The sequence below is a fragment of the Paenibacillus sp. genome (assembly GCF_031177825.1).
In the GTDB taxonomy this organism is placed as follows: domain Bacteria; phylum Bacillota; class Bacilli; order Paenibacillales; family YIM-B00363; genus Paenibacillus_AE.
In genome coordinates this window covers 184,799-211,783 of record NZ_JAPSKE010000001.1, presented here as the reverse complement: position 1 = coordinate 211,783, position 26,985 = coordinate 184,799, and the positions used below count along the sequence as shown (strand labels likewise).

At 58.1% G+C, this 26,985-nt stretch carries 23 protein-coding genes and 1 pseudogene; 19 read left to right on the top strand and 5 right to left on the bottom strand.

All coding sequences use genetic code 11. The annotated features are described in order from the left end of the window. Positions 1 to 49 precede the first annotated feature (49 nt). From RIN49_RS00900 to RIN49_RS00860, 9 genes are all read left to right on the top strand, one after another. Positions 50 to 1,069 (top strand): Gfo/Idh/MocA family protein, encoded by a 1,020-nt coding sequence (locus RIN49_RS00900; protein ID WP_309118277.1) that lies wholly within the window; start codon positions 50 to 52, stop codon positions 1,067 to 1,069. A 53-nt stretch (positions 1,070 to 1,122) separates the two neighbouring features. After that, on the top strand, positions 1,123 to 2,109 hold the full coding sequence (locus tag RIN49_RS00895; protein WP_309118276.1) for a 2-hydroxyacid dehydrogenase: 987 nt from the start codon (positions 1,123 to 1,125) through the stop codon (positions 2,107 to 2,109). 138 nt (positions 2,110 to 2,247) lie between these two features. Further along, a complete protein-coding gene (locus RIN49_RS00890; RefSeq protein WP_309118275.1) occupies positions 2,248 to 3,015 on the top strand; it encodes a YheC/YheD family protein in 768 nt (255 codons plus the stop codon). Between the two features lie 127 nt (positions 3,016 to 3,142). Then, positions 3,143 to 4,378, top strand: a complete 1,236-nt coding sequence (locus tag RIN49_RS00885) for a GGDEF domain-containing protein (RefSeq protein ID WP_309118274.1) — start codon at positions 3,143 to 3,145, stop codon at positions 4,376 to 4,378. A 153-nt stretch (positions 4,379 to 4,531) separates the two neighbouring features. Then, positions 4,532 to 5,497, top strand: coding sequence for an ABC transporter permease (locus RIN49_RS00880; protein WP_309118273.1), 966 nt, complete (start codon positions 4,532 to 4,534; stop codon positions 5,495 to 5,497). A 13-nt stretch (positions 5,498 to 5,510) separates the two neighbouring features. Then, positions 5,511 to 6,398: a carbohydrate ABC transporter permease gene (locus tag RIN49_RS00875; protein ID WP_309118272.1), complete on the top strand. Its 888-nt coding sequence runs from the start codon at positions 5,511 to 5,513 to the stop codon at positions 6,396 to 6,398. A gap of 60 nt (positions 6,399 to 6,458) precedes the next feature. Further along, on the top strand, positions 6,459 to 8,171 hold the full coding sequence (locus tag RIN49_RS00870) for an extracellular solute-binding protein (protein ID WP_309118271.1): 1,713 nt from the start codon (positions 6,459 to 6,461) through the stop codon (positions 8,169 to 8,171). Between the two features lie 71 nt (positions 8,172 to 8,242). Further along, complete coding sequence (locus RIN49_RS00865) at positions 8,243 to 10,252, top strand: beta-galactosidase (protein ID WP_309118270.1); 2,010 nt, start codon at positions 8,243 to 8,245, stop codon at positions 10,250 to 10,252. Between the two features lie 66 nt (positions 10,253 to 10,318). Continuing rightward, a complete protein-coding gene (locus tag RIN49_RS00860) occupies positions 10,319 to 11,086 on the top strand; it encodes a sugar phosphate isomerase/epimerase family protein (protein WP_309118269.1) in 768 nt (255 codons plus the stop codon). Between the two features lie 87 nt (positions 11,087 to 11,173). Here RIN49_RS00860 and RIN49_RS00855 read toward each other — a convergent pair whose 3' ends face one another. Together RIN49_RS00855 and RIN49_RS00850 are read right to left on the bottom strand one after the other, a co-directional pair. Then, a complete protein-coding gene (locus RIN49_RS00855; RefSeq protein WP_309118268.1) occupies positions 11,174 to 12,049 on the bottom strand; it encodes a carbohydrate ABC transporter permease in 876 nt (291 codons plus the stop codon). Positions 12,050 to 12,066: 17 nt separating this feature from the next. After that, a complete protein-coding gene (locus RIN49_RS00850) occupies positions 12,067 to 13,002 on the bottom strand; it encodes an ABC transporter permease (protein WP_309118267.1) in 936 nt (311 codons plus the stop codon). A gap of 205 nt (positions 13,003 to 13,207) precedes the next feature. Between RIN49_RS00850 and RIN49_RS00845 the strand changes: the two genes are divergently transcribed. From RIN49_RS00845 to RIN49_RS00810, 8 genes are all read left to right on the top strand, one after another. Beyond that, on the top strand, positions 13,208 to 15,508 hold the full coding sequence (locus RIN49_RS00845; protein ID WP_309118266.1) for an AraC family transcriptional regulator: 2,301 nt from the start codon (positions 13,208 to 13,210) through the stop codon (positions 15,506 to 15,508). A gap of 140 nt (positions 15,509 to 15,648) precedes the next feature. After that, positions 15,649 to 17,220, top strand: coding sequence for an extracellular solute-binding protein (locus RIN49_RS00840; protein WP_309118265.1), 1,572 nt, complete (start codon positions 15,649 to 15,651; stop codon positions 17,218 to 17,220). Positions 17,221 to 17,519: 299 nt separating this feature from the next. Continuing rightward, positions 17,520 to 18,434, top strand: coding sequence for an NHL repeat-containing protein (locus RIN49_RS00835; protein ID WP_309118264.1), 915 nt, complete (start codon positions 17,520 to 17,522; stop codon positions 18,432 to 18,434). Positions 18,435 to 18,577: 143 nt separating this feature from the next. Then, complete coding sequence (locus RIN49_RS00830; RefSeq protein WP_309118263.1) at positions 18,578 to 18,874, top strand: DUF2277 domain-containing protein; 297 nt, start codon at positions 18,578 to 18,580, stop codon at positions 18,872 to 18,874. Next, positions 18,867 to 19,295: a DnaJ family domain-containing protein gene (locus tag RIN49_RS00825; protein WP_309118262.1), complete on the top strand. Its 429-nt coding sequence runs from the start codon at positions 18,867 to 18,869 to the stop codon at positions 19,293 to 19,295. The genes RIN49_RS00830 and RIN49_RS00825 overlap by 8 nt, the downstream gene beginning before the upstream one ends. A gap of 102 nt (positions 19,296 to 19,397) precedes the next feature. After that, positions 19,398 to 20,117 carry a YebC/PmpR family DNA-binding transcriptional regulator gene (locus RIN49_RS00820; protein WP_309118261.1) on the top strand — a complete coding sequence of 240 codons (720 nt, stop codon included), beginning with the start codon at positions 19,398 to 19,400 and terminating at the stop codon, positions 20,115 to 20,117. Between the two features lie 297 nt (positions 20,118 to 20,414). Then, positions 20,415 to 21,974 (top strand): ATP-binding protein, encoded by a 1,560-nt coding sequence (locus RIN49_RS00815; RefSeq protein WP_309118260.1) that lies wholly within the window; start codon positions 20,415 to 20,417, stop codon positions 21,972 to 21,974. Between the two features lie 136 nt (positions 21,975 to 22,110). Further along, positions 22,111 to 23,130 (top strand): LacI family DNA-binding transcriptional regulator, encoded by a 1,020-nt coding sequence (locus tag RIN49_RS00810; protein WP_309118259.1) that lies wholly within the window; start codon positions 22,111 to 22,113, stop codon positions 23,128 to 23,130. A gap of 249 nt (positions 23,131 to 23,379) precedes the next feature. Here RIN49_RS00810 and RIN49_RS00805 read toward each other — a convergent pair. Together RIN49_RS00805 and RIN49_RS00800 are read right to left on the bottom strand one after the other, a co-directional pair. After that, a pseudogene (locus tag RIN49_RS00805) lies at positions 23,380 to 23,436 on the bottom strand (hypothetical protein); the annotation flags it as partial. A gap of 289 nt (positions 23,437 to 23,725) precedes the next feature. Continuing rightward, a complete protein-coding gene (locus RIN49_RS00800; RefSeq protein WP_309118258.1) occupies positions 23,726 to 23,992 on the bottom strand; it encodes a hypothetical protein in 267 nt (88 codons plus the stop codon). A 141-nt stretch (positions 23,993 to 24,133) separates the two neighbouring features. Here RIN49_RS00800 and RIN49_RS00795 point away from each other — a divergent pair, with 141 nt between their 5' ends. Both RIN49_RS00795 and RIN49_RS00790 read left to right on the top strand, forming a co-directional pair. Further along, entirely contained in the window at positions 24,134 to 24,682 is a 549-nt protein-coding gene (locus RIN49_RS00795; RefSeq protein WP_309118257.1) for a Rieske (2Fe-2S) protein, read from the top strand. 33 nt (positions 24,683 to 24,715) lie between these two features. Further along, positions 24,716 to 26,068 (top strand): hypothetical protein, encoded by a 1,353-nt coding sequence (locus RIN49_RS00790; RefSeq protein ID WP_309118256.1) that lies wholly within the window; start codon positions 24,716 to 24,718, stop codon positions 26,066 to 26,068. Between the two features lie 47 nt (positions 26,069 to 26,115). Here RIN49_RS00790 and RIN49_RS00785 read toward each other — a convergent pair whose 3' ends face one another. Further along, positions 26,116 to 26,949 carry an AraC family transcriptional regulator gene (locus tag RIN49_RS00785; RefSeq protein WP_309118255.1) on the bottom strand — a complete coding sequence of 278 codons (834 nt, stop codon included), beginning with the start codon at positions 26,947 to 26,949 and terminating at the stop codon, positions 26,116 to 26,118. Positions 26,950 to 26,985 lie beyond the last annotated feature (36 nt).

The window sequence follows — 26,985 nt, the reverse complement described above, 5'->3', positions numbered from 1 at the left end:
GACGTTCCCTTGCCGGAAACACGTATTGCAGGAGGAGGCTCGCGAAGCTATGGGCGAAAGTCAGATCGTCCCGCCGCTCCGATTCGCCGTGTACGGCTGCCAGCACGGGCATATTGAAAGTTTCATTCAAGGAATGAAGAAGCTCGGGCATACGTTCATCGGAGTGTACGACGAACATCCGATTCCGTTGACGCACGAAACCGTCGAGAAGCACGGCGTGCCGCTGTTCGAGCGCCGCGAATCGCTGGAAGCGGCGGATCTGGTCGGCTGCGCGGCGGTCAACGACGAGAAGATCGACGCGGTCGAGTGGTGCGTCGCACGGAAGAAGCCGATCATGGTCGACAAGCCGATCGTTCTGCATCGGGACGGACTACGCCGTCTCGGACGCGCGATGGAAGCGGAGGGCGCTCGGATCGGGATGATGTTGACGTCGCGGTACAAGCCGTCGATCTTTACGCTTCGGAACGACATCGCGGCCGGCAAATACGGCGACGTCGTCAGCATCTCGATGCGCAAGCCCCATCGGCTGACGCCAGAACGAAGACCCGCTTGGTTTTTCGACAAGGCGCGCCACGGCGGCATCGCCGTCGACTTGCTGATTCACGACTTCGACTTGCTGCGATGGTTGACCGGTCGCGAGATCGTCGACGTCGCCTGCACGATGACGAAGAAGCTGCTGCCCGAGCATCCGACGTTCTACGATGTCGTGATCGCGAGCGCGATATTGGAAGGAGGGCTCGCCTGCCAGCTGTACTCGGATTGGCATACGCCGACCCGAAGCTGGACGTGGGGCGACGGCCGCATCTTCGTCGTCGGCACGCGGGGAACCGCGGAGCTTCGGCTCGAGGGAGATCCCGGACTCGCGGTCATGGATAAGAACGCTTACGTCAGCGTGACGGACGAAGCGGGCTTCGCGATCGAATCGGTCGACGCGCCGGCGCTCGGCATCATGGAGCAGTTCGTGCTCCATGCGTTCGGCGGCGGGGAAGCGGGAGTTACGCACCGCGACATCCTGCTCGCGTCCGAAGCGGCGATTCGCGCCGACGAGACGGCGACGCTCCTCCGATAAGGGAATGGCGCTACATGCGCTACATGGGAAGATAGGGCGAGGAGGCAACAACGATGGAACATGGCAAACCGAAAGTATTCGCGGCGAAGCGCATCCCTCCGGAGGCGCTCGCTTGTCTAGAACCGTACTGCGACGTGCGAAGCTGGGACGGCGACGGCCCGATTCCCCGCGAGCGGCTGCTCGAGGCGCTCGCCGACGCGGAAGGGCTGCTGACGTCGGGAGACGCGATCGATGACGAGCTGCTCGCCCGCGCGCCGAAGCTCCGGGCGGTCAGCACCGTGTCGGTCGGCTACAACCACTTCGACCTGGACGCGATGCGGCGCCGCGGGGTCGTCGGGACGCATACGCCGTACGTGCTCGACGACACGGTAGCGGATCTGGTGCTGGCGCTTATGTTGTCCGCCGCGAGGCGCGTGACGGAGCTGGACGCATACGTGAAGTCGGGGCGTTGGGAGCGCGGCCTGCCCGAGGCCGCCTTGTTCGGAACGGACGTGCATCATGCGAGCTTAGGCATCGTCGGCCTCGGACGAATCGGAGAGCGCATCGCCCAGCGTGCGGTACACGGCTTCGGAATGAAGCTCTACTACCATAACCGGAGCCGCAATCCGGAGGCGGAGGAGCGGTACGGCGCGCAATCCGTGTCGATGGACGAGCTGTTAGGCGAGTCGGACTTCGTCGTCTTGATGACGCCGCTGACGCCGAAGACGGAACGATTTTTCCGGAAGGAGCACTTCGACCGCATGAAGCCTTCCGCCTTCTTTATTAATGCGTCGCGCGGCCGCACGGTCGACGAGAACGCATTGGTCGAGGCGCTCGCCGCGGGGCGCATTCGCGGAGCGGGACTCGACGTCTATGAGACGGAGCCGGTCGACCCGAATCATCCGCTGCTCGCGATGCCGAACGTCGTAACGCTGCCGCATATCGGCTCGGCGACCGCGCGGACGCGGCGCGACATGGCGATAACGGCGGCGCGCAACTTGGTCGCGTCGCTCCGCGGCGACGAAGGCGCGTACGTCGTGAAGGAGCTGAGATCGCAGTAGGGCTTCGCCCGCGCGGCCAAAGATAGACGCATCTCTCGGACGATATACCCATCCCCGGATTTCATCGATGAATAGGATATACGGACATCGAATCCATCAACATCGAATCCATCGAAGGGGACGGGAGGTTTCGTTTCGTTGCTTAAGAAGCGTTATTGGCATGTCAAAAATAAATGGACGCGGCATCTAAGCTTGGCGGGTCATCCCGTCTTGAACCGGCATTTGCCGCCGACGCGCCTGCTTCGCCGGAAAACCCTTCGCAAGTTTCTGAAGAAATACGGGGTCGTTTACGTGAAGCCGGTATATGGCTCGTTCGGCAATCGGATTCTCAGGATCGCCAAACGGGATGGTGCGTATTTCCTTCATTACGAAAATAAGACGAAGCGGTTCAAAAGCCGAAAAAAGTGTCTGAAACGGGTGTTCCGGCATACGCGGTCGCAGCTGTTCCATATTCAGCGCGGCATTCGCCTCGTGCAGCTGGACGGCCATCCCATCGATTTCCGCGTGCTGCTGCTCCGGCCGAAGTCGAGTTGGCGCATGATGGGCATCATGGGCAAGGCCGCGACAGGCAACCGCGTCGTGACGAACTACCACCACGGAGGCCGCCCGGTCCGGTTCCGCGAGGCGTTGCGGCGCGCCGGTTGGTCGGACGGCGACATCCGACGCGCGAAGAGGGAGATCGAGCGGCTGTGCCTGATCGCGGCCGAGCGGTTCGGCAAGCGTCATAAGCATTGCAGACGCCTCGGCATCGATATCGGGTTGGATCGGGAGAAGCGGATTTGGTTCATCGAGGTCAATACGAACCCGTACTACGAATTGTTCCGGTACCATGAGGACCGCAAGCTGTACGGCAAGATCGCTCGACATATGAAACGGATTAAATCCATCCAATCCAATCGTTGGTAACCGAACGCCGACTCTCGCAGTCGGCGTTTTTATTTTGGAATCCGTTCGGATGTCAACGCTCTCAAAATAGTGTAGAATATAGTAAGCCCCTTACTAGAAGTCAGAGAAGGAAGAAGGATTCGCAGCAATGTTATACGTTCGCCTGTTTTCCCTCGCCTTGTTCGCGGTCGCGCTGGCCCTCGCCGCGGCCGGATTGGGTTCCTTCCGACCTACGGGCGAATACTGGATCTATTTCGGTATATACTTGCTATTTTCCATCCTCTACAATCACCTTCGTTTCATTAGTAAGAAGGGGAAGACCGAGATCGAGTACGGAATCAATTATGGGTTGTCTCTTAGCTTGTACGCCGGGCTGACGGGGCTGTTCCTGTTCGAAATCGTTTATCGATTCGCGAATGTCTTGTACCGAAAGCTGGACCGCTATGCGGACCCGGAAGAATGGTCGGATTTCTTCTATAACGTAGGTTCGTTCGTCCTTCAAAATTCGGTCGCCTTCTTCTTGTTCTCATGGCTCACGCATGGAGCGGGAGACGTCCACGGCGCGCTCTATTGGGTCGCGATCGCCGCGGCGGCGCTGCTGACCGGCTTCCTGTCCGACACGCTCATCGTGGTCTCGTTCGTGCTCGAACGGGAAATCCGTACGTGGAAAGAAGCGATCGATTTATATAAAACAAGAACGCCAATGGCCATCGCGCAAACCGCCCTAACGAACGGGCTTCTCTATTATTTCATCGCGGCGGACGAATGGCTGATGCTGATCGGGTTGTTTCTGCTCAATTACTTGGCCAGCTACTCGATGCTGTTCAAAGCGCAGAGCATTCAAGCTCGGGTGGAGCGAGACAACTTTGAGAAGATGGCATACACGGACCACCTGACGGGCGTACATAACCGGACCTATATGGAGAAGGTGATCCAAACGATGGAGGGCGGGAACGAGCCGATCGGGATCGTCGTAACGGACATCGACCGGTTCAAGTCCATCAACGACACCTACAACCACTCCGTCGGGGACCGCGTCATCCGGCATTTCGCGGATACGATGAAGGCGACGTGCGCCGAGCACGATATCGTCATCCGAACCGGAGGCGAAGAATTTACGATTTTGCTCCGAGGCCGTTCGTACGACGATTGCTTGGATTTTTGCGAGCGGCTCCGCCGCGACGTGGAAGAGAGCGTCGTCGAAGCGGAATTCGGAGGCGCCCGCGTCGACATCAGATACACCGCGTCGTTCGGCGTATACTTTCGAACGGGCGGGAGCGAGACGCCGCTCGCGAGCGGTTACGTCCACGCCGACAATCTGCTGCTGCAATCGAAGCAACAAGGACGCAATCGAATCGCCGGCGCACGGGAAGCTATCGCATAGGAATGAATACACAGGAACCCTTCGGGGTTCTTTTCTTTTTTTTCTAGGGTATTCTCGTATGGTTCCTCCGGTTAAAAGCGCTTCCACCCGGTTCTATAATCGAGATAGAAACAGAGAAGGGCAATGTAGAGAGAATCGGAGGAGACGCCATACATGGAAACCAAGCTCGACCCGAACCCGATCCGCCCGGTCGGCCGGCCTTCCGCGCTCTGCGTTTGGGTACAGAAGACAATCGCCCAGCGAGAGCTGCTGTTGATGACCGTGCCCCTGATCGGACTCGTCATCGTGTTCAACTATATGCCGCTGTACGGATGGCTGATCGCGTTCCAAGACTTCAAGGTCGCCAGAGGCATAAGCGGCAGTCCGTTCGTCGGATTCGAAAACTTCCAGCAGCTGTTCAAGGATCCGCATTTTTTCCGCGTGCTGCGCAATACGCTCGCCATGGGCTTCCTGAACTTGATTTTCGGCTTTCTCGGCGCGGTCGGCCTCGCGGTCGCGCTGAACGAAATTCGCGTTCGATGGTTCCAACGGACGGTGCAGACGATCACGTACATTCCGCATTTCGTCTCATGGGTCGTCATCGGTACGATCGCGCACGTGATGCTGTCGCCGGACGGCGGGCTGTTGAACGATCTCATGACCGGCCTAGGTTTGCTCGACGAACCGTTCTATTTCATGGCGCAGCCGAATTGGTTTTGGGGCATTAATACGTTTTTCTACTTTTGGAAAGAGGTCGGCTGGAACGCCATTATCTACCTCGCAGTGCTCGCCGGCGTAAATCCGGACCTATACGAAGCTGCCGACGTCGACGGAGCGGGCCGGATTCGGAAAATTTGGCATATCTCGATCCCGTCGCTTATGCCGGTGGCGATCATTATGCTGACGATATCGCTCGGCTGGGTCATCCAGAGCGGTTACGAATCGCAGTATTTATTAGGAAACTCGATGGTAATCGACTACTCGGAAGTGCTGGACCTGTACGCGCTGCGCTACTCGTTCCAGATCGGCGATTACGGCGCCGGGGCGGCCATCAGCATTTTCAAATCGGTCGTCAGCATCCTTATGGTGTTATCCGTCAACTATTTCGCGAAGAAAACCGGCAACGGCGGTTTGTTCTAAGGGGGCATTGACTGTGAAAGCGGTAAAACTCGGAGACGCCGCGCTATCGACGATTTTATACACCGGCCTTGCGCTCTTTAGTTTGTTTACGCTTTACCCGTTCATTAACATTCTCGCGGTATCGCTGAACGACAAAATTGACACGATCCGCGGGGGCATCTACGTATGGCCGCGCGTCTGGTCCACGCAAAACTATTCGGAAATATTCGCGAATCCGAACTTGTTCGGCGCATTCCTCATGTCCGTGATCCGGACGGTGGTCGGCACGGCGCTCGGCATTCTTTGCACCGCATTGTTCGCATACGCGCTAAGCATGAAGGAATTCATGTACCGCAAGCTGCTGAACGGGATGCTCGTCGTGACGCTGTATGTGAACGGGGGGCTCATTCCGACGTACCTCTTGATCAAAAATCTCGAACTCATGAACACGTTCGGGGTGTATATTCTTCCGCTGCTCGTCAGCGGGTTCTACATCATCATCATGAGAAGCTATTTCGAGACCTTGCCCGAGGGGCTCATCGAATCGGCGAAGATCGACGGAGCGGGACATTTCCAAACGTTGTTTCGCATCGTCATGCCTGTCAGCCTTCCGGTGCTCGCCACGATCACGCTGTTCGTTGCGGTACTCCACTGGAATTCCTGGTTCGACAACTTCTTATATACCAGCCGCGAGCAAAAACTGAGCTTGCTGCAATACGAGTTAATGAAAATCCTGCTCAGCGCCATGAACCAATCGGCAGGTCAACAGGCGCATATCGACGAGAGCACGATAAACATCGCGAATCCGCAGTCGGTGCGCTCCGCGATGACGATCATCGTCACGGCGCCGATCTTGCTCGTATACCCGTTCCTGCAGAGATATTTCGTCAAGGGCATGACCGTAGGGGCGATGAAGGAATGAATCGTGTATCCAAGGCGATTCGCCTTTGATATAAAAATTACACACGAGGGGCAGATGGAAATGAAAAGCAAAAAAACATGGCTTCATGTATTGCTCGCGGTTTGTCTCGTCCTGATCATTACGGCATGTTCCGGAAGCGGCGGAGGGGGGGCGGCCGAACCGTCGGCGCCGTCCGGGACCGCCGAACCGTCCGGGCAGGCGGAGCCGCCCGCGGTCGAGGGGCCGAAGACGCTCGAGCCGATCGAGTACACGTTCGGCGCGAGCGACAGCAAAGCGCAGTGGGGCGGACCGATAAATCAGGTCATGAAGGAAAAGACGGGCGTGTCGCTCAAGTACGAAAACATCGTCGGCGACCAATTCCAGAAATGGGATTTGTGGCTCGCTTCCGGAGACTATCCGGACATCGTCCGTCTCGACGCCGAGTACGTCAGCAAATACCGGGATGCGGGAGCGATCATTCCGCTCAACGATTTGATCGACCGGTATGGACCGAACATTAAAGCGAAGTGGGGAGACAATCTGGAGTTGCTCCGCCACCCCGACGGCAATATCTATTCCTTATACTCGGTGAATCTCGCCGAAGAAGCTCCGGCGGATTCCGCGGCGCAATTCGTGGTCCAGTACGCCGTCTTGGAGGAAGCGGGCTTCCCGCAAATCAAGACGTTGGATCAATTGTACGCGCTTATTAAAGACTACGCCGCGAAGCATCCGGAGATCGACGGCAACCCGACGATCGGGTTCGGCGCCGCCGCGGATTCGTGGACGATGAAGATCTTCTTTAACAACGCATCGGTGTACTCGAACGGACTTCCGGACCACGGCAATTTCATCATCGACGAGAACAACCAAGTGAATTGGAATTTTACGTCCGACAACGCCGTCCAATATTATAAATTCCTAAACACGCTTTACAACGAAAATTTATTGGATAAAGAATCGTTCACGTTGACCGACCAAGCGCTCCAGGCGAAGATGGCGCAAGGACGCGTGCTCGCCGCTTACGCGCCGAGCTGGTTCGTCAGCGGTCCGCAAGCGACGCTTCGCGCGGCAGGAAATCTCGACCGCCAATACGCGCATCTTCCGATTTATATGAACGAGAACGTCGTCGACCGCAGCAACGCGATGACGGCCGCGAACGGCGGCACGGCGGAGTGGGTCGTTACGGAACAGGCGAAAAACCCGGAGCGCATCATTCAATTCATCGACTTCCTGTTCTCCGACGAAGGCCAAATCTTGACGCAATGGGGCATCGAGGGCGTCCATTACGACGTCGTCGACGGCAAGCGTCAACAGCGCCAAGATTGGATCGACAAGAAGACGGCCGATCCGGATCTGCAATACAAGGAAGGGATGCAAGCCGAAGCTACTGGCGGTCCGACGAGTTGGTTCGGCGTCGGACACGGCGCGCTGCTGGGCGACGGCGATCTGGCGACGCCGGTCACGCCGGAATCCGTGCGCAAAAACTACGACGAGAAGACGCTCGAGGTGTTGGATGCATACGGGATCCAGACGTGGGCGGACCTGCTTCCGCCGGTCACGAAGGTGAAGGGATATTTGTGGCAGCTGCAGCCGCCGTCAGACGACGAGTTCAAGCGCATGGATCAACAGCTCGAGGACTTGTTCCGCAAGGCGATCCCGAGCATCGTCATGTCGAAGGATGCCGCAGACTTCGACGCGCAAGTCGCCTCGTTCCGCGACGAAGCCGCGAAGATCGGCCTCGACAAGTACGAAGCCGCGTTCAACCGGATCTGGAACGATTTCATTAACAAATAAACGATATCGTTGGGACGCATCCTCGACCGTTCGCGGTCGGGGATCGTCCGCGTCGAGAGGAGCGACAGGGCATGTATTTCGGAGCGTGTTATTATCCGGAGCAATGGCCGGAAGAGCGATGGGCGACCGACGCGAAGCTGATGCGGGAAGCCGGCTTCAACGTCGTTCGGATCGGGGAGTTCGCGTGGAACGACTTCGAACCGAGGGAAGGTACGTTCGACTTCGATTGGTTGGACCGCTGTGTCGCGCTGCTTGCGAACGAAGGGATCCGCGTCATACTCGGGACGCCGACCGCGAGTCCGCCGAAGTGGATTATGGACCGACACCCCGAGCTGTATAAACGGGACATGTACGGCCATGCGCGGGGCTTCGGGACGCGGATGCATTATTGCTTCAACGGCCCCGAATATTTGCCGTACGTAAGGAACATCGTCGGCGCGATGGCGGCGAGGTACAAGGATCACCCGTCCGTCGTCGGCTGGCAGATCGACAACGAGTTCGGCTGCTCGGACACGACGTGGTGTTATTGCGATCGCTGCAAGGCCGCGTTCCAGCGCTGGCTGCGCTCGAAGTACGGTACGATCGAAGCGGTGAACGAGGCATGGGGGACCGTCGTTTGGAACCATCGATACGCCTCGTTCGAGGAGATCGAGACGCCGAAGCTCACCGTGTACCAGCTGCATAACCCGAGCCTGCAGCTGGATTTCCGCCGGTTTTCCTCCGACGCCGTCCGCGATTTCATGAACGTCCAGGTCGAGCTGCTTCGGGCCGCGGCGCCGCGGCAGCCGATTACGCACAACATGATGGGCACGTTCAACGAGATCGATTATTATAAGCTGTCGGAGACGCTCGACGTGGCGGGGCTCGACCTGTATCCGAACTTCCCCCATAACGAGCGGATCAATCCTTACGCGCCGGCTTTGTTCCACGATGCGACGCGCGGCTTCAAGAATGCCAACTATTGGGTGCTGGAACATCAGAGCGGCACCCCTGGCGGCAACATCCTGAAGGAGACGCCGAAACCCGGGGAGCTGCGCCGCTGGACGTACCAGTCGATCGCGCGCGGCGCCGATGCGGTCGTCTATTTCCGGTGGCGAACGGCGACGTTCGGGGCGGAGGAATATTGGCACGGCATTCTGCAACATAGCGGCGTGCCGGGTCGCAAGTTCGAGGAGGTCCGCCGCGTCGGCGCGGAGGTCCTCAAGCTGGCGCCCTATCTGGATGGGACGACGGTCCGGAACGACGTCGCGATCGTCCGATCGTTCGACAACGACTGGGCGTTCGCGATCCAACCGCACACGCCGGGCTACGAATATTTGCGGCAGGTGCGCAATTACCATCGGTACTTCGTCGAATGCGGCGCCGGCGTCGACGTCGTGTCGCAAAGCGCGGACTTCGGCGCGTACCGCGTCGTCATCCTGCCGAACCTCGCGATCGTCGACGATGCGCTCGCGGACAAGATCGCCGACTTCGTCGAAGCGGGCGGCGCTGCGGTGCTCGACTTCCGCGCGGGCTCGAAGCTGCCGGACAACCGGATGCGCGCCGAGGTGCTGCCCGGCCCGTTCGGGCCGCTGCTCGGCATCGCCATCGACGACTACGGCATCATCCCGCTCGATCGCAAGCAGCGCGTAACGTTCGAAGACGACGGGACCGCATGCGAGGCGAGCGTCTGGTACGACGTGATCGAGCCGAACGGCGCGGAGACGGTCGCCTCGTTCGCGAGCGACTACTTCGCCGGGGCGCCGGCGATCACGCGCCGCCGTCATGGCCGCGGCCTCGCGTATTATGTCGGTACGGAGCTGGATCGCGCGGGCGTGCGCAAGCTGCTCGACGCGGTCCTGACCGCGCAAGGCGCGATGCCGGCGTGGACGGTCGATCACCCCGAAGTGGAGGTGTCCGTAAGATCCAACGGGAATCGCCGCGTGACGTTCGCGATCAATCATGCGAGCGTCCCCGTGTCGATCCGCCCGCCGGCGGGCAGCGTCGACCTGCTCGCGGCCGAACCGGGTGCGGCGTGTCCGGGGGAGACGCTGTTGCAGCCGAACGACGTGTTCGTATTCCTGCAAGAAGATTCATGGTAGGCGCTTCCAACAACCCATGGTAAAATACGAGGGGATGTACAAATTGGCGATGGAGGCGGTACGGACATGAAGTTGGCGGCGCAGTTATACACGGTACGGGATTTCTTGAAGACGCCGGAGGACATTGCGGAAAGCCTCCGCAAAATTAAAGCGATCGGATATAACGCGGTGCAAGCGTCCGGCGTCGGTCCGATCGACGATGCGGCGTTCCGGCGTCTCGCCGACGAAGCGGGCGTGACGATCTGCGCGACGCACGTCGGGTTCGACGCGCTGAAGAACCGTCCGGAAGACGTGATCGCGCAGCATAAGCTGTGGGAGTGTAAATACGTCGGATTGGGCGGACTCCCGGTGGAAAATCGCGCGGATCGCGCCGGCTACGCTTCGTTCGCGGAGACGGCGACCGACATCGGCCGACGGATGAACGAAGCCGGCCTGAAGTTCATCTATCACAACCACGACTTCGAATTCGCCAAGTACGAAGGCAAGACGGGGATGGACATTCTGTTCGAGGAGTCGGATCCGAACGTCGTCGACTTCGAAATTGACGTCTACTGGGTGCAGGCGGGCGGCGGCGACCCGATCGAATGGATTCGCAAAGCGGAGGGCCGGATGAAGGTCGTGCACTTCAAGGACATGATCGTAACGCCGAGCCGCGAGCAGCGCTTCGCCGAGGTCGGCGAAGGGAACATGAACTTCAAGGGCATCCTGCAGGCATGCTTGGACATCGGCGTCGAGTGGGCGGCGGTGGAGCAGGATAACTGCTACGGTCGCGACCCGTTCGAGAGCCTCGCGATCAGCTTCCGCAATCTTCGGGAGCTCGGCGCGGAAGCGTAGGCGGCGACGGAGCCGCGAGAACCATCGAAAGAAGCAGTCCCGCCATACGGCTTCCGCCGCATGCGGGACTGCTTCTTTTTCCCCCTCTTATTCCTTCACGGACCCGATCAACAGCCCCCGGATAAAGTATTTCTGCAGGAACGGGTAAAACAATACGATCGGTCCGATCGTCATGATCGCCGTAGCCATCTTGACGGATTCCGTCGGCAGCGCTTCGGCGCTGACCGCGCTGCCCGAAATCGCCTGCATCTGGGATATCATATTGATCTCCGAATTCAGCTTAAACAATAAATACTGCAACGGGTACAAGCGCTGGTCGTCGACCAGCATGATCGCGTTAAACCAGTTGTTCCAATACCCGATGCCATAAAACAATGTAATCGTCGCCATCACCGGAAGCGACAACGGGAAGAAAATGCGGAAGGCGATGAACAAGTCGTTCGCTCCGTCGATTCTCGCCGCTTCGATCAACGAATCGGGAATTTGCTTCATGTAATTTCGGACAAGGAATAGATTGAACGGATTGAACAGCAGCGACGGCACGATCAACGCCCACAGGTTATTGCGCAGCCCGAGGCCGGAGCTGACCAGGTACCACGGTACGAGACCGCTATTAAACACCATCGTGACGAAGAAAAACAAGGCGAGCGCGTTCCGATAACGAATGTGGCTCGCCGATAACGTATATCCCGCCATGCCGGTGATCGCGACCGCGAGCGTCGTGCCGACGACCGTGACGACGATCGACACGAGATAACTTTGCAGCAGCAGCGAGTTTTCCCCGAACAGCATGCGGTACGCGGCCGTCGTCATCTGCTCGGGGAAGAAGCTGTACCCGTTCGCCTTGATGGCGCGCTCCTCGGTGAACGACACGATCAGTACAAGCAGCAGAGGGAGGAGGCTGACTAGCGACACGATCGTTAGGAAGGCCATATTGACGATATCGAACAGCTTCGGTTTCATGGACGTAGCCTCCTTCCTTAAAATAGCGAATGATCCTTGTCGACTCTGCGCACGATGAAGTTCGCGCCGAACACGAGCGCGAAGCCGACGATCGACTGATACAGCCCGATCGCCATCGCCTGCGAAGGGTTGCCGATCGTCCGCAGCGCACGGAACATATACGTATCGATGACGTCCACGGTGGAGAACAACATGCCGTTATCCTTAACGATCGCGTAGATCATGTCGAAGCTGCCGTACATAATGCGTCCGAGCGCGAGCAAGGAAAGAATCGACACGGTGGGCATCAGCAGCGGCAGCGTAATGTACCGGATTTGCTTCCACCGATTCGCCCCGTCGATGCGGGCCGCCTCGAATAACGTGCCGTCGATGCCCGCAATCGCCGCGAGGTAGATGACGAGCGAGATGCCAATGTCCTTCCATACGTTCGTGGCGACCAGGATTTGCACCCAATATTGCGGGGAGGCGTACCAGTTGACCTTCTCCCATCCGATCGAGGCTAAGACGTTGTTCACGATGCCGAAGTCGGTCGCGAATAGGCTGTACAACATATAACTGACGACGACCCAGGACAAGAAGTGGGGGAAGAGGATCGTAGACTGCGTCACCCGCGCGAACAGGCGCGACTTCAGTTCATTGAAGAGGAGCGCCAATGCGAGGGCCGCCAGCGTCCCGCAAACGATAAACAAGAAGTTAAGACGAATCGTGTTGAAGGTGACCTGCCACGCTTGGTTGGACAAAAAGAAAAACTTAAAATTGGCCAGTCCGACCCACTCCGATCCGAGCAGACCGCGGCGGTAGTGGTACTTCTGGAACGCGATGATCATGTACGGCAATGTGACGTACCCGAACAGGAACGTATAGGCCGCGGCGGGAAGCACGAGCGCGTACCCCCAGCGATTGCCGCGCAGCTCCTGCCAGAGACTTGGTTTTCGGCGTCGACCCGATGACATGACGGATTCCTCGCTTTCGTTATCGTACCTTCACCATACCCGACCGGAAGCTCGCCGAACCACTTCGTTTATTCGAAAAAGGCGCGTTTCTCCGCGCTTCGGGCGCTTCACTTTTTCGCAATCCGTTCATTTTCCCGCAAATTCCCGACCCTTCGGACAGAATGCATTATAATGGGAAAAACGCGCGTTCGAAGGGGGAGCGTTCATGCGATTGAAGCGATTGAGGGAGAAGCTGGTTCGATATCCGGTGTACCGCAATATGTTTTTAAGCTTTTTCTTTTTGACCTGTCTCGTCGTGTGCGTGTTTTGCTTCGCGGTGTACGCGTTCTTCTCGAAGAGCACGTTGGAGGAGGTCGGCAACGTCTCCGAATCGATGCTCGCCCAGACGAGCTACGTCGCGGATATTATACACACCCAGGTGTACGATATCGGCAATCACCTGATCAACGATCAACACATGGTATCGGCGATGTTCAACAAGAAGATCGACCGGATTCAGGAATATCGCGTCGTCTCCGCGTTATCCGCGCTGCAGTCGACGTATCCTTTCATTAAATACATTGGCGTGTACAACGGCGCCACGGAGCGGTATATGAACAATAAGGGCATCGCGTACGAGGACGAGCGGGCGTTGATCGAAGGGCTCGGTCGCGCGCCGGTGAAGGAGTACAGCCGTTTCGTGCCGCGGAAGGTGCACGATCCGGTCAGCGACCGCGAGGTCAATGTGCTGACCTTCGTGCTTTCGCCAGGGTTTACGTCTTATTTTCCGAAGAACGGCGGCATCGTGATCAACGTCGACGAACAGTACATCAAGGAGTTGCTCGTGCCGCTCATGAATGAGAGAACCGGTTTCTTAATCGTTACGGACGAAGACGGCACGATTTTGTCCCGAACGAACGAAGAGCATTTTCTCGAAAATGCCGCCGGCGAACCGTACATTCGCTCGATCCTGTCTTCCGGCGATCGCAGCGGCAGCTTCTTGGCCGAGATCGAAGGGGAGAAGCGATTCGTCAGCTTCGTGAAATCGGAGGCGCTGCGATGGAATTTCATCAGCGTCAACGATTACGACGAGCTGTTGTTCAACATGACCAAGATGCGGCAAATCGTCTTATCGTTGGCGCTACTCCTCTGCGTATTGGGCGTCTTGCTCTCCTATTGGTTGACGAATCATATGTACAATCCGCTCGAACATCTGATGAAGCGGATCGCGGGGCTGCAGAAGGGCGGTTCGGCGGCGCCCAAGCGGGCGAACGAATTCCTGCTGTTGAGCGAAGCGTTCCACGCCGTATCCGAGAAGGCGACGCAGCTCGAGCCGGCGATGTCGGTCATGCAGATGAGCAGGCTGCTTCAGGCGATGAAAGGCAGCAGCGCGGATCCGGCGAACCGGTTCGTGGAGGCGTTGGGGGCGCACGAATACAAGGTCGTCCTGCTAAAGCTGGACGGCATGAAGACGTTCAAGCGGATGCACGACGAGAAGACGCAATCGCTCATTCGGTTCGCCGTCTGCAATATCGCGCACGAATTGACCGGCTTGGATGCGGTCATTACCGAGGAAGACGAAATCGGCTTAGCGGGCCGTTCGGACGCCGCAGCGTTCCCGCACGATCTTCCGGCGTCGTTGCAAGAAGTACAGCGGGTCGTGCTCCAGTATTTTCGCCTGTCGCTCACGATCGCGATCGGTCCCGACGCCCGCGGCGCAGGGGAGCTTCGTTCTTCGTACTTGGCGGCGAGCGAGCTGCTGCAGCGTCGGTTTATGGCGGGCGGCGGATGCATCTTCGGGGTTGCTAACCCCGAAGAGCGGAACGCGGACGGTAACGAAAGCGTCGCGTTGTCCGAGAAGAAGCTGATCGAACGCATCCAGACGCTGCGTCGCGCGGACGTCGGAGCCGAGATTCGCGGCTTGTTCGACGAGGTCAGACGGCTGCCGTACGATCAGGCGATGCTCGCCCTGAACCAGCTTCTCGTGTCGCTGTATCGGTATTTCGACGCTGCGGTGCCCGGAACGAAGGAGGAGGCGCGGAGCTTCCTGAAGCTCGCTTCCGGCTTAGTGGCGTTCGAAGCGGCCGACGAGCTTGCGGAGCGCATCGAAGCCGCGTGCCTCGCGATATGCGACGCGCTCGAAGCGAAGACGAAGCATAGACATCACGAAGTCATCGACGAAATCAAGGCGTATGCGCAAGCGAATTACGCGAAGCACGATCTCTCGTTGGAAGCGTTGGCGGATCGCTTTCAAATCACGCCGGGCTACCTCGGCAAGCTGTTTAAGTCGGCTTGCGGCGTCTCGTTTTCGGACTATTTAAGACAGGCTCGTCTGGACAAAGCATGCGACCTGTTGCTGCATACCCGCGATCCGGCGAACGTGATCAGCGAGAAGGTGGGTATCCTTAACTCGACGTATTTCTATACCGTCTTTAAGAAAAAATACGGCGTCTCGCCCGTGCAATACCGGACGGATGCGATCAAGAGGAAGCTGCTGCAGGAACGCGCGAACGCGACGAACGAATAATTCGAACGGATTGCCGATTTTCGAAGTGTTCGCAATGCCGGGCAGTGAATGAATTGCAAGGATTCGAAGTGGCGCCGCGCCCTGAACGGAGGCTATGATCGACTCGAAACCGTTCTTAAAGCCAAAGGAGAGGGTAGACGTTGACGATCAAAGGGAAGAAATCAGGGCTAATGGCCATCGTATTCGGCTTGGCGTTCTCGGCGCTGGCCGCATGCACCGGTTCGGGCGACGGCGAGCCGTCGGGCGCGGATTCGGAGCCGGGCGCCGCGACGGAGACGGAGGGGCCTGCGGGCGCGGAGCAGCCGGAGAACGCCGTGCCCGAGCTGCCGGTCCGTTGGGTGCTGCCCGGCTCGGCGCCGGAGGATCAGGAGATGGTGGAGCAAGCGATTAACGAGAAGCTGAAGGCGGACGGATTGAACTTGCGTTACGAAGCGATTTACGTGCCTTGGGACGTCTGGGATCAGCGCACGAACCTTATGATGTCTACGGGCGAAGAGTTCGAAATCATCCATATCATGCACGATCTTAAGGGTCCAAATATCTTGGCGGCGAACGGCGGCATCATCCCGATCGACGACTTGCTCGATCGATACGGCGCCGACCTGGTCGCGGCGATGCCCGATTGGATTTGGGAATCTGCGAGAATTAACGCCGAGACGTATTTCGTTCCGGACTTCTGGCTCGACACCGCGTACGCGGAAGGCATGGTGACGATGCGGAAGGATTTGCTGGAGAAGAACGGCATCGCGCCGCCGCGCTCGACCGCGGAGCTGATGGCGGCCGCCGAGACGTTGAAGGCGAATTGGCCGGAGACGAACAAGAACGTCTATATTTACGTCCTGAACGGCGAGACGCCGGCGTATTTGCACGCGACGTACGAGTCGTATCCGTTCATCGTGTTTCAGGATCTCGTCTACGTGGATCAACAAGGGAACGTGAAGCCCTGGATCGAAACCGAGGAGTTCAAGCGGGACGCGGCGTTTTTCCGGGAGGCATATCGGAAGGGGCTGGTCAATCCGGACATCTTAACCGTGCCGAAGGAAGTGATGGACCGGGATCAAGCGGACGGGCGATATTTGTACCGCGAGGGCGAGGGGTTAAGCGCGCTTGATAATGTAAAGAAAACCGTCCCTGACGCCGAAACGGAAATTTATTATTTGACCGACAAGCCGAAGTTGCGCTCCTATGGCCTAAGGAACTCGAACGGCATTTCGGCGACGAGCAAGCACCCCGAAGCGGCGATCCAGTTCTTCAATTGGATGTACGGCAAACAGGAGAACTTCGATCTCGTCATGTACGGCATCCCGGACGTACACTGGAAAGATCTCGGGCCGAACCAAATCGAGCGGTTGAAGAAGACGGAGCAAGGCGGTTCGGCTTACGAGCTGCCGTACTGGATGGCCGGCAACGTCGCAATGGGCCGATGGACGCCGGATACGCATCCGTCGGTGCTCGCGACGAAGTCCGTCGTCGCCGAGGACGCCGTCAACAGCGTAACCGTCGGCTTCAACTTCGACGCGACGAAGGTCGGCGTCGAATACGCCAACGCGCTGTCCGAGCTGAAGACGAGCATCTACCCGATCAAGCTCGGATTGGTCGACTACGAGAACGCGTTCCCCGACGCGTTGAAGCGGATGAACGCCGCGGGACTGCAGGAGGTCGTCGCGGAATACGAGCGTCAATTCAAGGCCTGGCAAGCGTCCAATCCGTAGCGGCCGGCTTCGCGCGGTTCTGTTCTATGTTGGGGAGGTGTCATCCGATCCATCGCCAGGAGCCGCACGAAGTTTATGGCGCGACGAGAACGGTCCCGCTGCCCTGGTAACGTATGCAATGGAAAACCTTGCCGCTCCCGGCCACGCCGACGACTCGCAAGGTTTTTCTATGCCTGCGCAATCGCGCGTGTCGCGATGTCGGATGATGTCGGTAATTTCGACTACTCACCTCGTCCTCGATTCGTTACAATGACATAGAATCGATTAGCAATCTATACTCAGTATCGGAGGAATCGTTAATGATCATCGGATCCGGAAATCACCGCTACGACATGAATCCGGCTTGGGCGCAACTGCCGGAGTCGATTCGGTTCGGCTACTGCCACGGCATCGTCGCCGATTCGGAGGATAACGTGTATGTATTTCATACGAACGCGCCGTGCGTCGTGAAGTTCGATCCCGAAGGGCGCTATCTCGCTTCGTGGGGCGACGAATTCGAAGGCGGCGCGCATGGGTTCTACCTGCATGACGAAGGCGGCGAACAATACTTATACATAACGGATACGGCTCGAGGCTCGGTCGTCAAGACGACGCTGTCGGGAGAGAAGGTGCTGGAGCTCGGCGCGCCGGATTTGCCGAACGCGTACGACGCGGAACGCAAGTACGTTCCGACCGACGTGGCGGTCGCCCCGAACGGCGACATTTACGTCGCAGACGGTTACGGGCAGAACTGGGTTCACCGGTATCGGGCGAACGGTGAATACGTGGGGTCGTTCGGCGGCACGGGTTCGGAGCCGGGACGGTTCAACTGCCCCCACGGCATCTCCGTCGACATGCGCCGGGGCGAGCCGGAGCTCTACGTCGCCGACCGCGGCAATCATCGCATCCAAGTGTTGACGCCGAACGGCGAGCCGATCCGAATCATCGACGAAAATATGGATATGCCTTGCAGCTTCTTCTTCCATGGCGACGAGATGATCTTCCCGGACTTGCACAGCCGCGTTACGATTTTCGACGCGAACGATACGTTCGTCACGCATCTCGGGGAAGACCAGCTCGCTTATAAACAGCAAGGCTGGCCGAATTTGCCGGAGTCGTACTTCCGCGGCAATCGGTTCAGCTCTCCCCACGGCGTCTGCGCGGATCGGGCGGGCAATATATACGTAGCGGAGTGGACGGTGAACGGAAGAGTGACCAAGCTTACGAAGATGTAGTCAACCACGGCTTTCGGCCGCATTCGTTCGCGAATGCGGCCGATTCGCGTTAAGTTCAGGGCAGAGGTTTGGTATAATGGAAGCCAAAGACAATTATCGGGCCGCCGCGTTCGCGTTCGTCCCGCGGGAAAGAGGAGAAGCTTATGTGCCGCAATATCAAGACGTTATTCAACTTCGATCCGCCGGCGACCGAAGAGGAGATCATGGCGGCTTCGCTGCAATTCGTTCGGAAGGTGTCCGGCTTCAACGAGCCGTCGAAGGCGAACGCCGAAGCGTTCCGCGCCGCCGTGGACGAGGTCGCGGCCGCCGCGAGCCGATTGTTGGACTCGCTCGTCACGAACGCGGATCCGCGCAACCGGGACGTCGAACTCGAACGCGCGCGGGCGCGAAACGCCAAGCGATTCGGCAACCCATCGATCGGAGGCGGAGTGGATGGTTGATTCCCCGTCGTGGAGCCGGTTGAAGGCGAGGTTGGAGTTCGAAGAAGCGAAAGCCCGTATGGATCGTCAGGTGAACGATTGGTTGGACGAAGCGGTCCGCGACTTCGAAGCGAAGGGCGGATTGGAGCATGTGCAGGGCAAGGGGAAGCCCCTGCGCATCGAGACGGGGGACCCGATCAACGGAGTGTTGAAGGCCGCGAACGTGAAGCCGCCATGGCTGGAGCTGCAGCATGAAATCCGTGACGGGCTTCGCGCGTTAAAGCGAGAGTTCGAGCAGGAGCCTTCCGTCGCCGCTCAACGGGCGCTGGAGGCGATCAACCTGAAGATCTCCCGGTATAACGCGCTCGTACCGCATTATTCGATGCAGAAGGCGAAGATCGATCCGGCGACGCTGGTCCGCCAATCGGAGTCGTGGGAGTAGCGAAAGAGCGGGCAAAAACTCTTGTTCTCGCCCGCTCTTTAGAGATATAATGGACAAGGCATTCTTGAGTACTGCCGAATCAAACGAGAAAGCGGGAACGTCATGGGCCGTAAGTGGAATAATATCAAAGAGAAGAAAGCGTCCAAAGACGCGAATACGAGTCGAGTTTATGCGAAATTCGGCCTTGAAATTTATGTCGCGGCGCGCAAGGGCGAACCGGACCCCGAGTCCAATCGCGCGCTGAAAGTCGTGCTCGAACGAGCGAAGACGTACAACGTGCCGAAGGCGATCATCGATCGGGCGATCGATAAGGCGAAGCGCGGCGCGGAGGAAAACTATGAAGAGCTGCGTTACGAAGGCTTCGGGCCGAACGGCTCGATGATTATTGTAGACGCGCTTACGAATAATGTGAACCGGACGGCTTCGGCCGTTCGTGCGGCGTTCAGCAAGAACGGCGGCAACCTGGGCGTAACCGGTTCGGTATCTTACATGTTCGACGCCGCGGCGGTGCTCGGCATCGAAGGGAAGACGGCGGACGAAGTCATCGAGCTGCTGCTTGAATCGGACGTCGACGTGCGCGACGTCGTCGAAGAAGACGAATCCGTCATCGTCTATGCCGCCCCGGAGCAATTCTACGCGGTGCAGGAAGCGTTCAAGCAAGCGGCCATAACGGATTTCACAGTCGCCGAAATTACGATGATCGCGCAGAACGACGTCGAGCTGTCGGGAGACGCGTTGACGCAATTCGAGAAGATCGTCGACACGCTCGAGGACTTGGAAGACGTCCAGCAGGTGTATCACAACGTGGCTATGGGCGAATAAGCCCGGGAACGTAACGCTTGAGGGAAACCTTAAGCGTTATTTTTTATCCCTTCGCATACATATACATAGACGCAAGTCAGGGGCAAGGAACGGGGAACGTTCACACGCCCGAAACGACGGCGGCTCTTCGTTACATAAAGAAAAATACCGAACGCTGTCGGAATCGATCGGATGTAAAAAAGGTTTGAAAACCGAATGTTGCCACTCTATAATGAGTACAGGTTCTCGAAACGAGAACGTATATCAGGCATTCTATCACGGAGAACGTAAATCATCGGGAACAGGATGAAGCTGATCATGAACGTTGACAGTACGGAAACCAAAGGAGTCAAAGTTACGCATCTTAGTCAGTTGGCCTCCGTCGGTCAAATCGCGGCGGGCATCGCCCATGAAGTAAGAAACCCGCTCACCGCCGTGAAGGGGTTTCTGCAGCTCCTTAAGGAGAAGAACGAGAAACAGTATATCGAAATCGCGCAGACGGAGCTGGACAATGCAATCGGCATCTTGCAAAATTTGCTGCAAGTATCCAAGCCCGACCTGGAGGACGAGCCGTTCGAATCGATCGACTTGGCCGTGGAGCTGGAATTGGTGTCGCAATTGTTCCAGGACCAGATGTACCGCGTTTCCCTCGAGAAGCAGCTGGACCAACCCGGACATTTCGTCATGGGGAAGCGGAATCAACTCAAGAAGGTATTCTTCAATTTGCTGAAGAACGCATTCGAAGCGATTCCGGGCAAAGGGCGAATTACGATCGATTATTCGGCGGACGATGATTACGTCACGATTGTCATTAAGGATAGCGGCGTCGGCATCCCGAAGCAGAAGATGGATATGCTGGGGACGCCGTTTTTCTCGACGAAATCGGACGGCACCGGTATGGGGCTTACGCTGGTATTCTCCGTCGTATATCAACATAACGGCGTGATCAACGTCGAGAGCGAGGAGCATGTCGGAACGACGTTCACGATTACCTTCCCGAAGGAGACCGGATTGATCAAACGGAAGGAAGTGTATCGCTTGGAGCTGGAGATGCCGGAATATCCCGAATTAAAGACGTTCTTCAGGCTAAATCGGAGCCACTTCGAGGAACGGCTGCTTAGGGAAGCTGTCAACGTAAGGGGTAAGATCGACGAAATCTTGAAGATCGGCAATATTAATCTGATCGATAACGCTCATAAGCTGGTCCTCTTCATCGTAGAAGGGAGAGAGCACGAGGTCGTCGCCTTCGCGAAGACCGAGGGCATCGTATGGGCGAAGCATTCGCTCACGCTCGCCTTCAAGCTGGAGTGGATCCAAGCGGTTCGTCGCGTCATGTGGGATTTCCTCTACAATTTCGACCGACTGCGAAATTCGGCGGGCACTATCGAGGACTTCTATACAATGGAGAAGCGGATTAACGAACTGATGGATATGTTCCTGAGTCATTTCTTTATCAATTATTCGCAATTCAAGGACGATCTGATCCGCACCCAGCGTGAAATGGTGGATGATTTGTCGGTCCCGATCATCCCGCTGACCCCGACGATCTCGATCCTGCCGTTGATCGGAACGATCGATTCGTATCGATCGGGCACGATTCAAGAGAAGGTGATCACGAAGATCGGTTACGATCGGCTCGAGAAGTTGATCATCGATTTATCGGGCGTCGTCGATATCGAACCGAACGTTATTCACGAATTGATCAGCTTGATCGCCGGCATCAAGATGATGGGCTGCGAAACGATCATTACGGGGCTGCGTCCGGAGGTCGTGAAGGTGATGGTCCGCATGTCGTTAACGTTCGAAGACAAAGCGATGCTCCGAGGCACGCTGCAGCAAGCGTTGAAAGATCATTTAGGATCTATTTTCGAAACTTGACGATCGCCGCCGCATCCGTTGGATGCGGCTCTTTTTTTTTCTGCCGGGGGTCGTGCGATTGGATTGACATTCCTCGACTCGAAGTTTAATAATGTAAATAATACGATGATATCGTTACCATGCTAAGGGGAATGGGATGAAACCGACCATTAGGGATGTGGCAGCGGAAGCCGGCGTCTCGATCGCGACGGTGTCGCGCGTGCTGAACGGGAAAGACCGGGTCAAGGACAGCACGAAGTCGAAAATCGAGGAAGCGATCCGCAAGCTAAATTTTCAACCCGACCAAAATGCGAGAAGCATGATCAAGAAGGAGACGAGGACGATCGGAATGGTCGTCCCGGAGCTGTCGAACGAATATTGGGCGCAGCTGTTCGACGTGCTGCAGCGCTTGTTCTGGGAGAATGGATATACGATCTTCATCGGAACGACGGAGCGCAACCTGGACAAGGAAGCGGCCGTCGTGAAGACGTTCATCGAACGAAGAGTGGACGGCATCATCTTCGGTTCCGCCTTGCCGAGACCGAATCCGGACCGTACGTTGGAGTTGCTCGAACGATTCGCGGTTCCGACCGTCTCGCTCGATCCGAGGATGAAGGGGCTGCATTGCGTCGTCGGCGATCATCTACAGGGCGCTACCGATGCGGTAGATCACCTCATCCGGCTGGGCCACCGGAGCATCGCTTACGTCGGAGGGCCGATCGTACCCGACAATCGGGAGCTCGGGCTGCGGAACGCATACCTGTTGAACGACTTGCCGGTGAATGAAGCGTTATTTCGGAGGACGAGCGATTCGCCGACGTTCCAGTCGGGATATGCGGAGATGAAACGGCTGCTCGGCGAAGGGGAGTCGTTTACCGCCGTCTTCGGTTTTAACGACGCCGTCGCGTTCGGCTGCATCCGGGCGTTGGAAGAAGCGGGCAAGCGGATTCCGGAAGACGTCGCGATCGTCGGATACGACGACATCCAAATGGCGACCGTCTTTAAACCGAGGCTGACGACGGTCCGGCAACCGGTTCGGGAGATCGGCGAGGCGTTGGCGACGCTGCTGCTGAGAGCGCTGTCCGAGACGCCCGACGCGCAGCGAAGCTTCCCGAGAACGCATATCGCCTTCAAGACGAAGCTGGTCGTGCGCGACAGTTGCGGAGGGCGCGGGTAACGCGAGAGGAAACACGCAAGCCGACGATTCGGCCTGCGTGTTTTTTTGTCGCAGGGAGTTTCGGGTCAGACGTTCTCGCACGGATTGCCGGCAAGGTTCCGACCGCGCGCTAGCCAAAACCGCCAGCCCGGATTTTTCTCCGGGATTGATCTTCGTGTCGGCGGAAATATATCGCATCGTATATCCGCAGCGGCGGTACGGACTTGAATTCGCCGCCGCGCCGTGGATGATGCGCGAGTCGTGGAGCGAGCATTCGCCCCGTTCGAGCTCGAAGTAAACCGCCTTCTCTTCCTCGATGTTTTTCAACTGGGCATGGAACGTGTTGAACGTCTTGTCGACGTTCTTTGTACGGATCTTTGCAAATGAAATGGCTGGACCACAGGACGATGTCGGGGCCGATTAAGCCTTCTACGAGGCTCAACGCTTCGTCGCTTAAGAGAAATTCCAGCAGCCGTTCATCGCGGAAGTGCGGCGTATCGAGCTCGTCGGACAGCTTGGATCCCTTCTCCGCAAGATGGTTCGTCCGTGAAGACAATAAATTGCCGGCGTACCGCAGCCGCGCCTCGTTGATCCATTGCGTCGGGGTCATGCTCAATTACTTCTTGAACGTCCGGCTCAGATGCTCGGGGCTCTTCGGCGACAGTTCGTGAATCCGAACGATACCGGCGGCGAACTGTTCCTTGCGCTTCATCGTCTGTATCAGATGCTCGAGCCAATCCGGCAACGGAGCGTCCGCGCGCTCCGCCGTTCCGGCGAAATATCGCATCGGCGCGTCGGCAAGGAACGCTCTCGTTTCGGCGCGAATGCGCCGTTTAACGGTTTCGATCGCTTCGAAGCCGGCCGGCTTTATTAAATCGGTCATCCGCATCGATTGATTTCCGGGGGAATCGCGCCAAGCGACAAGAGAGTCGTTCCTTCGTCGAAACGGGTCTCATTCTGTAAAATACGACATTAATAATTAATAATATAAATAATTAAATAGATTAATTAGAGGTAACGCCATATGATCCCTGCCATCAATCCGACGACCGTGGGCGGTTGGTCCATTCCGTTCCGCGACTTCTTGGATGCCGCCGCTCGGACGGGTTTCCCGGCAATCGATTACTCGGTCGAGCCGTTCGCGGAGGTCGCTCGAACCCAACCGCTCCGATTCGCGGCCGCGGCGGACGATCTCGCCGAAGGGACCTCGATTCTCGTGGACGTGGGAGGCCGAACCATCGGCGTGTTTCGGGTCGGCGGGCGATATTACGCGTTTCATAATTATTGTCCGCACGCCGGGGCGCCGCTCTGCCTGGGGCAAGTCGTCGGGACGACGCTCCCCTCCGCCGTATATGAATACGCGTTCGGCAGACAAGGGGAAATCATTCGGTGTCCTTGGCATGGGTGGGAGTTCGACATGACGACGGGGCGGTCGCTCGCGAACCCGAAGGTTCGGGCGAAGTCCTACGAAGTCAGAGTCGAAGACGGAGGATCGGCATCGTCTATTGAACGGAAGGCGTCCTCGCAGCGATCCTATGAAAAAAAATTGCCAATCTCTCAATATTCCGAGTAAAATAGTGGAATATTATAGAGTGGAGGGATTGGAATGATTGTAAGAGACATGACGGCGCTTCGCCGATTCGTGGCGGGCGGCGCGGCCTTAGCGATCGCTTGCGCGGCGGCGTTCCCGGTCGCGGCGGCGGCTGCGCCGGCGGAAGACGCGAACGATTACGCGCTGTTCCTGGAACAGAAATACGACATCGCCTTCGGCGCATCGACGCCGAAGGGCGACTTCCTCGAAGCGATGCAAGAGACGCTCGAGTTGGACGCTAAGGCCGTGAAGGTCGCCTTCGAGGACGTCGCGAGCGACAGTCCGCGGTTCGAAGCGGCTGCGGCGCTGTACGGCGCCGGCGTCATGACGTCGACGACCGTGCAGCCGGAGGCGACGTTGACGGCGCCGGGCGCCGTCTACTTGGCGGTGAAGGCGTCGGGCCTGAAGGAGTTGGCCTATTCGTACAAGGCGGACAAGGTGAACGCGGCGTTATCTAAGGCCGGCTTGACGCCGTCCGCGTATTCGCCGCAAGCCGCGAAGGAGCTGGCAGCCGCGATCGACGCCGGCCTGCTGCCGGAGTCGTATTACAAGGAGGTTGCGGCGGGCGGCCCCGCGTCGAACGCTTTGCTCGCGACGCTGCTCGGGAAGACGCTCGCGTTCAACGACCGGTATAAGCATTACCTCGGATCCGTCAGCGACGCCGACATCTATGGTAAGCTGCAGGATGCATATCGGACGTCGGATCTGATTCAGGCGCCCGAGCTCCAAGAGGTCGTGGATACGGCGCTGAAGCAGGACTTGCTGACCGGCTACAACCTGAAAGATTCGCGGTACGATCCGAATTTCGTCGATTCGTTGTCGCTGACGTACGGACACGACAACCTGCTGCATGCCGTCCAGCTGATCGGGCTGCTCCGCAGCGAAGGCATCGACGCGCTGGTGCAGTTCGAGCCGAAGACGTCGGCGTTCATCTACTTGAAGGAGTGGGGCGAGCCGACCGAATCCGACAGCTATCAGGTCGTACAGATCGAGAACGGCAATTATATCGCATACGCGAAAGAATACGACCTCTCGTTCGAATTCGAGACGGCGGCGGACAAGGCGCGGTTCCAAGATATCGTCCTTGCCTACGCTAAGAAAAACAGCGAGGACGCGGCCGGCTTGATCGCCTCGTCGTGGTGGCAGCCGCTGTACTATTCGTTCACGGAACTCGAGGGTTACGATCTTATTACGAACAACAAGATCGAAAGCTCCGGTCCGTACTACGCGCAGTCGTTCTCGCTGAACGCGGCGTCCGAGGCCATCGTCGACGGATTCGAAGCGCTCGATCCGGACGTCGAAGTCGAAACTTATACGTTCTGGGTCGATCCGCCGTTCTTCCGCTATTTGAACGGAGAATCGATGTAAACAAATCAGGCGCGCCGCTACCGTTGCGGTGCGCCTTTTCCATGCGATTAAAGGCCTCTCGATCTCTCCCGGTAGTCCTGCGGCGAGCAGCCGGCCCATCGCTTGAACAGCCTGGAGAAGTAATTGGCGTCCTCGAAACCGAGCCGCCGCGCGACGTCCGAGACGCGTTCGTCCCTCCGCGCCAAGGCGCGCTTCGCCTGCTCTAACTTTACGAAGTGGACGTATTGCAGCGGCGACATCCCCGTCGCTTGCTTGAACCGCTTCCGCAGCTGCGATTCGCCGAGGCGAGCAAGGTCGCAGAGCTCCGCGACGGTCGGCATCCGCTCGCCGCTGCACACGATATATTCCGCGATCCCGGCCATGTGCGCGTCCGCGATCGGAAGCGCGTCATCCGCCCGTCCGCCGCCCTCCAACGCGCCTTCGATCAATGCGCCGATCAGCAGCAGCATGTGCCCCTGCAGCTTCAATCTTCGCGCGATTGTATCGGACGCATCCAGCTCCGCCATGACGGCCATCGTATCGCGAACGAGCTCCGGCGCTCGTTGTTTCGCGGGGATCGGTATCCAATCCGACCAAGCCTTCGAGGGGAAGAAGCCGATCTCCGCGTCGAAGTTGACGCTGTAGAGCTCGATCGTTTCGCCGATCGCCCGGCTGGCCGCGACCGCGTTCGCCGGGAGGAAGACGAGATCGCCCGTCTCCGCGCGGAGCGACTCGCCGTCGACGGCGAACGAAAAGCGGCCCGCCGACACGTACCACAGCACGTTATGATTCAGCTTGCGCGGCGCGATCGCCCACCGGTAATCGAGCCGGTACGTCTTCGCGGAATAACACGTCGCGGTCATCGAATCGATCCACAGCTTTGCGCCAAGCCTCTCCGGCATCGTCCGGCCCCTCCTCGTCGATCGTTCGGAATGCTT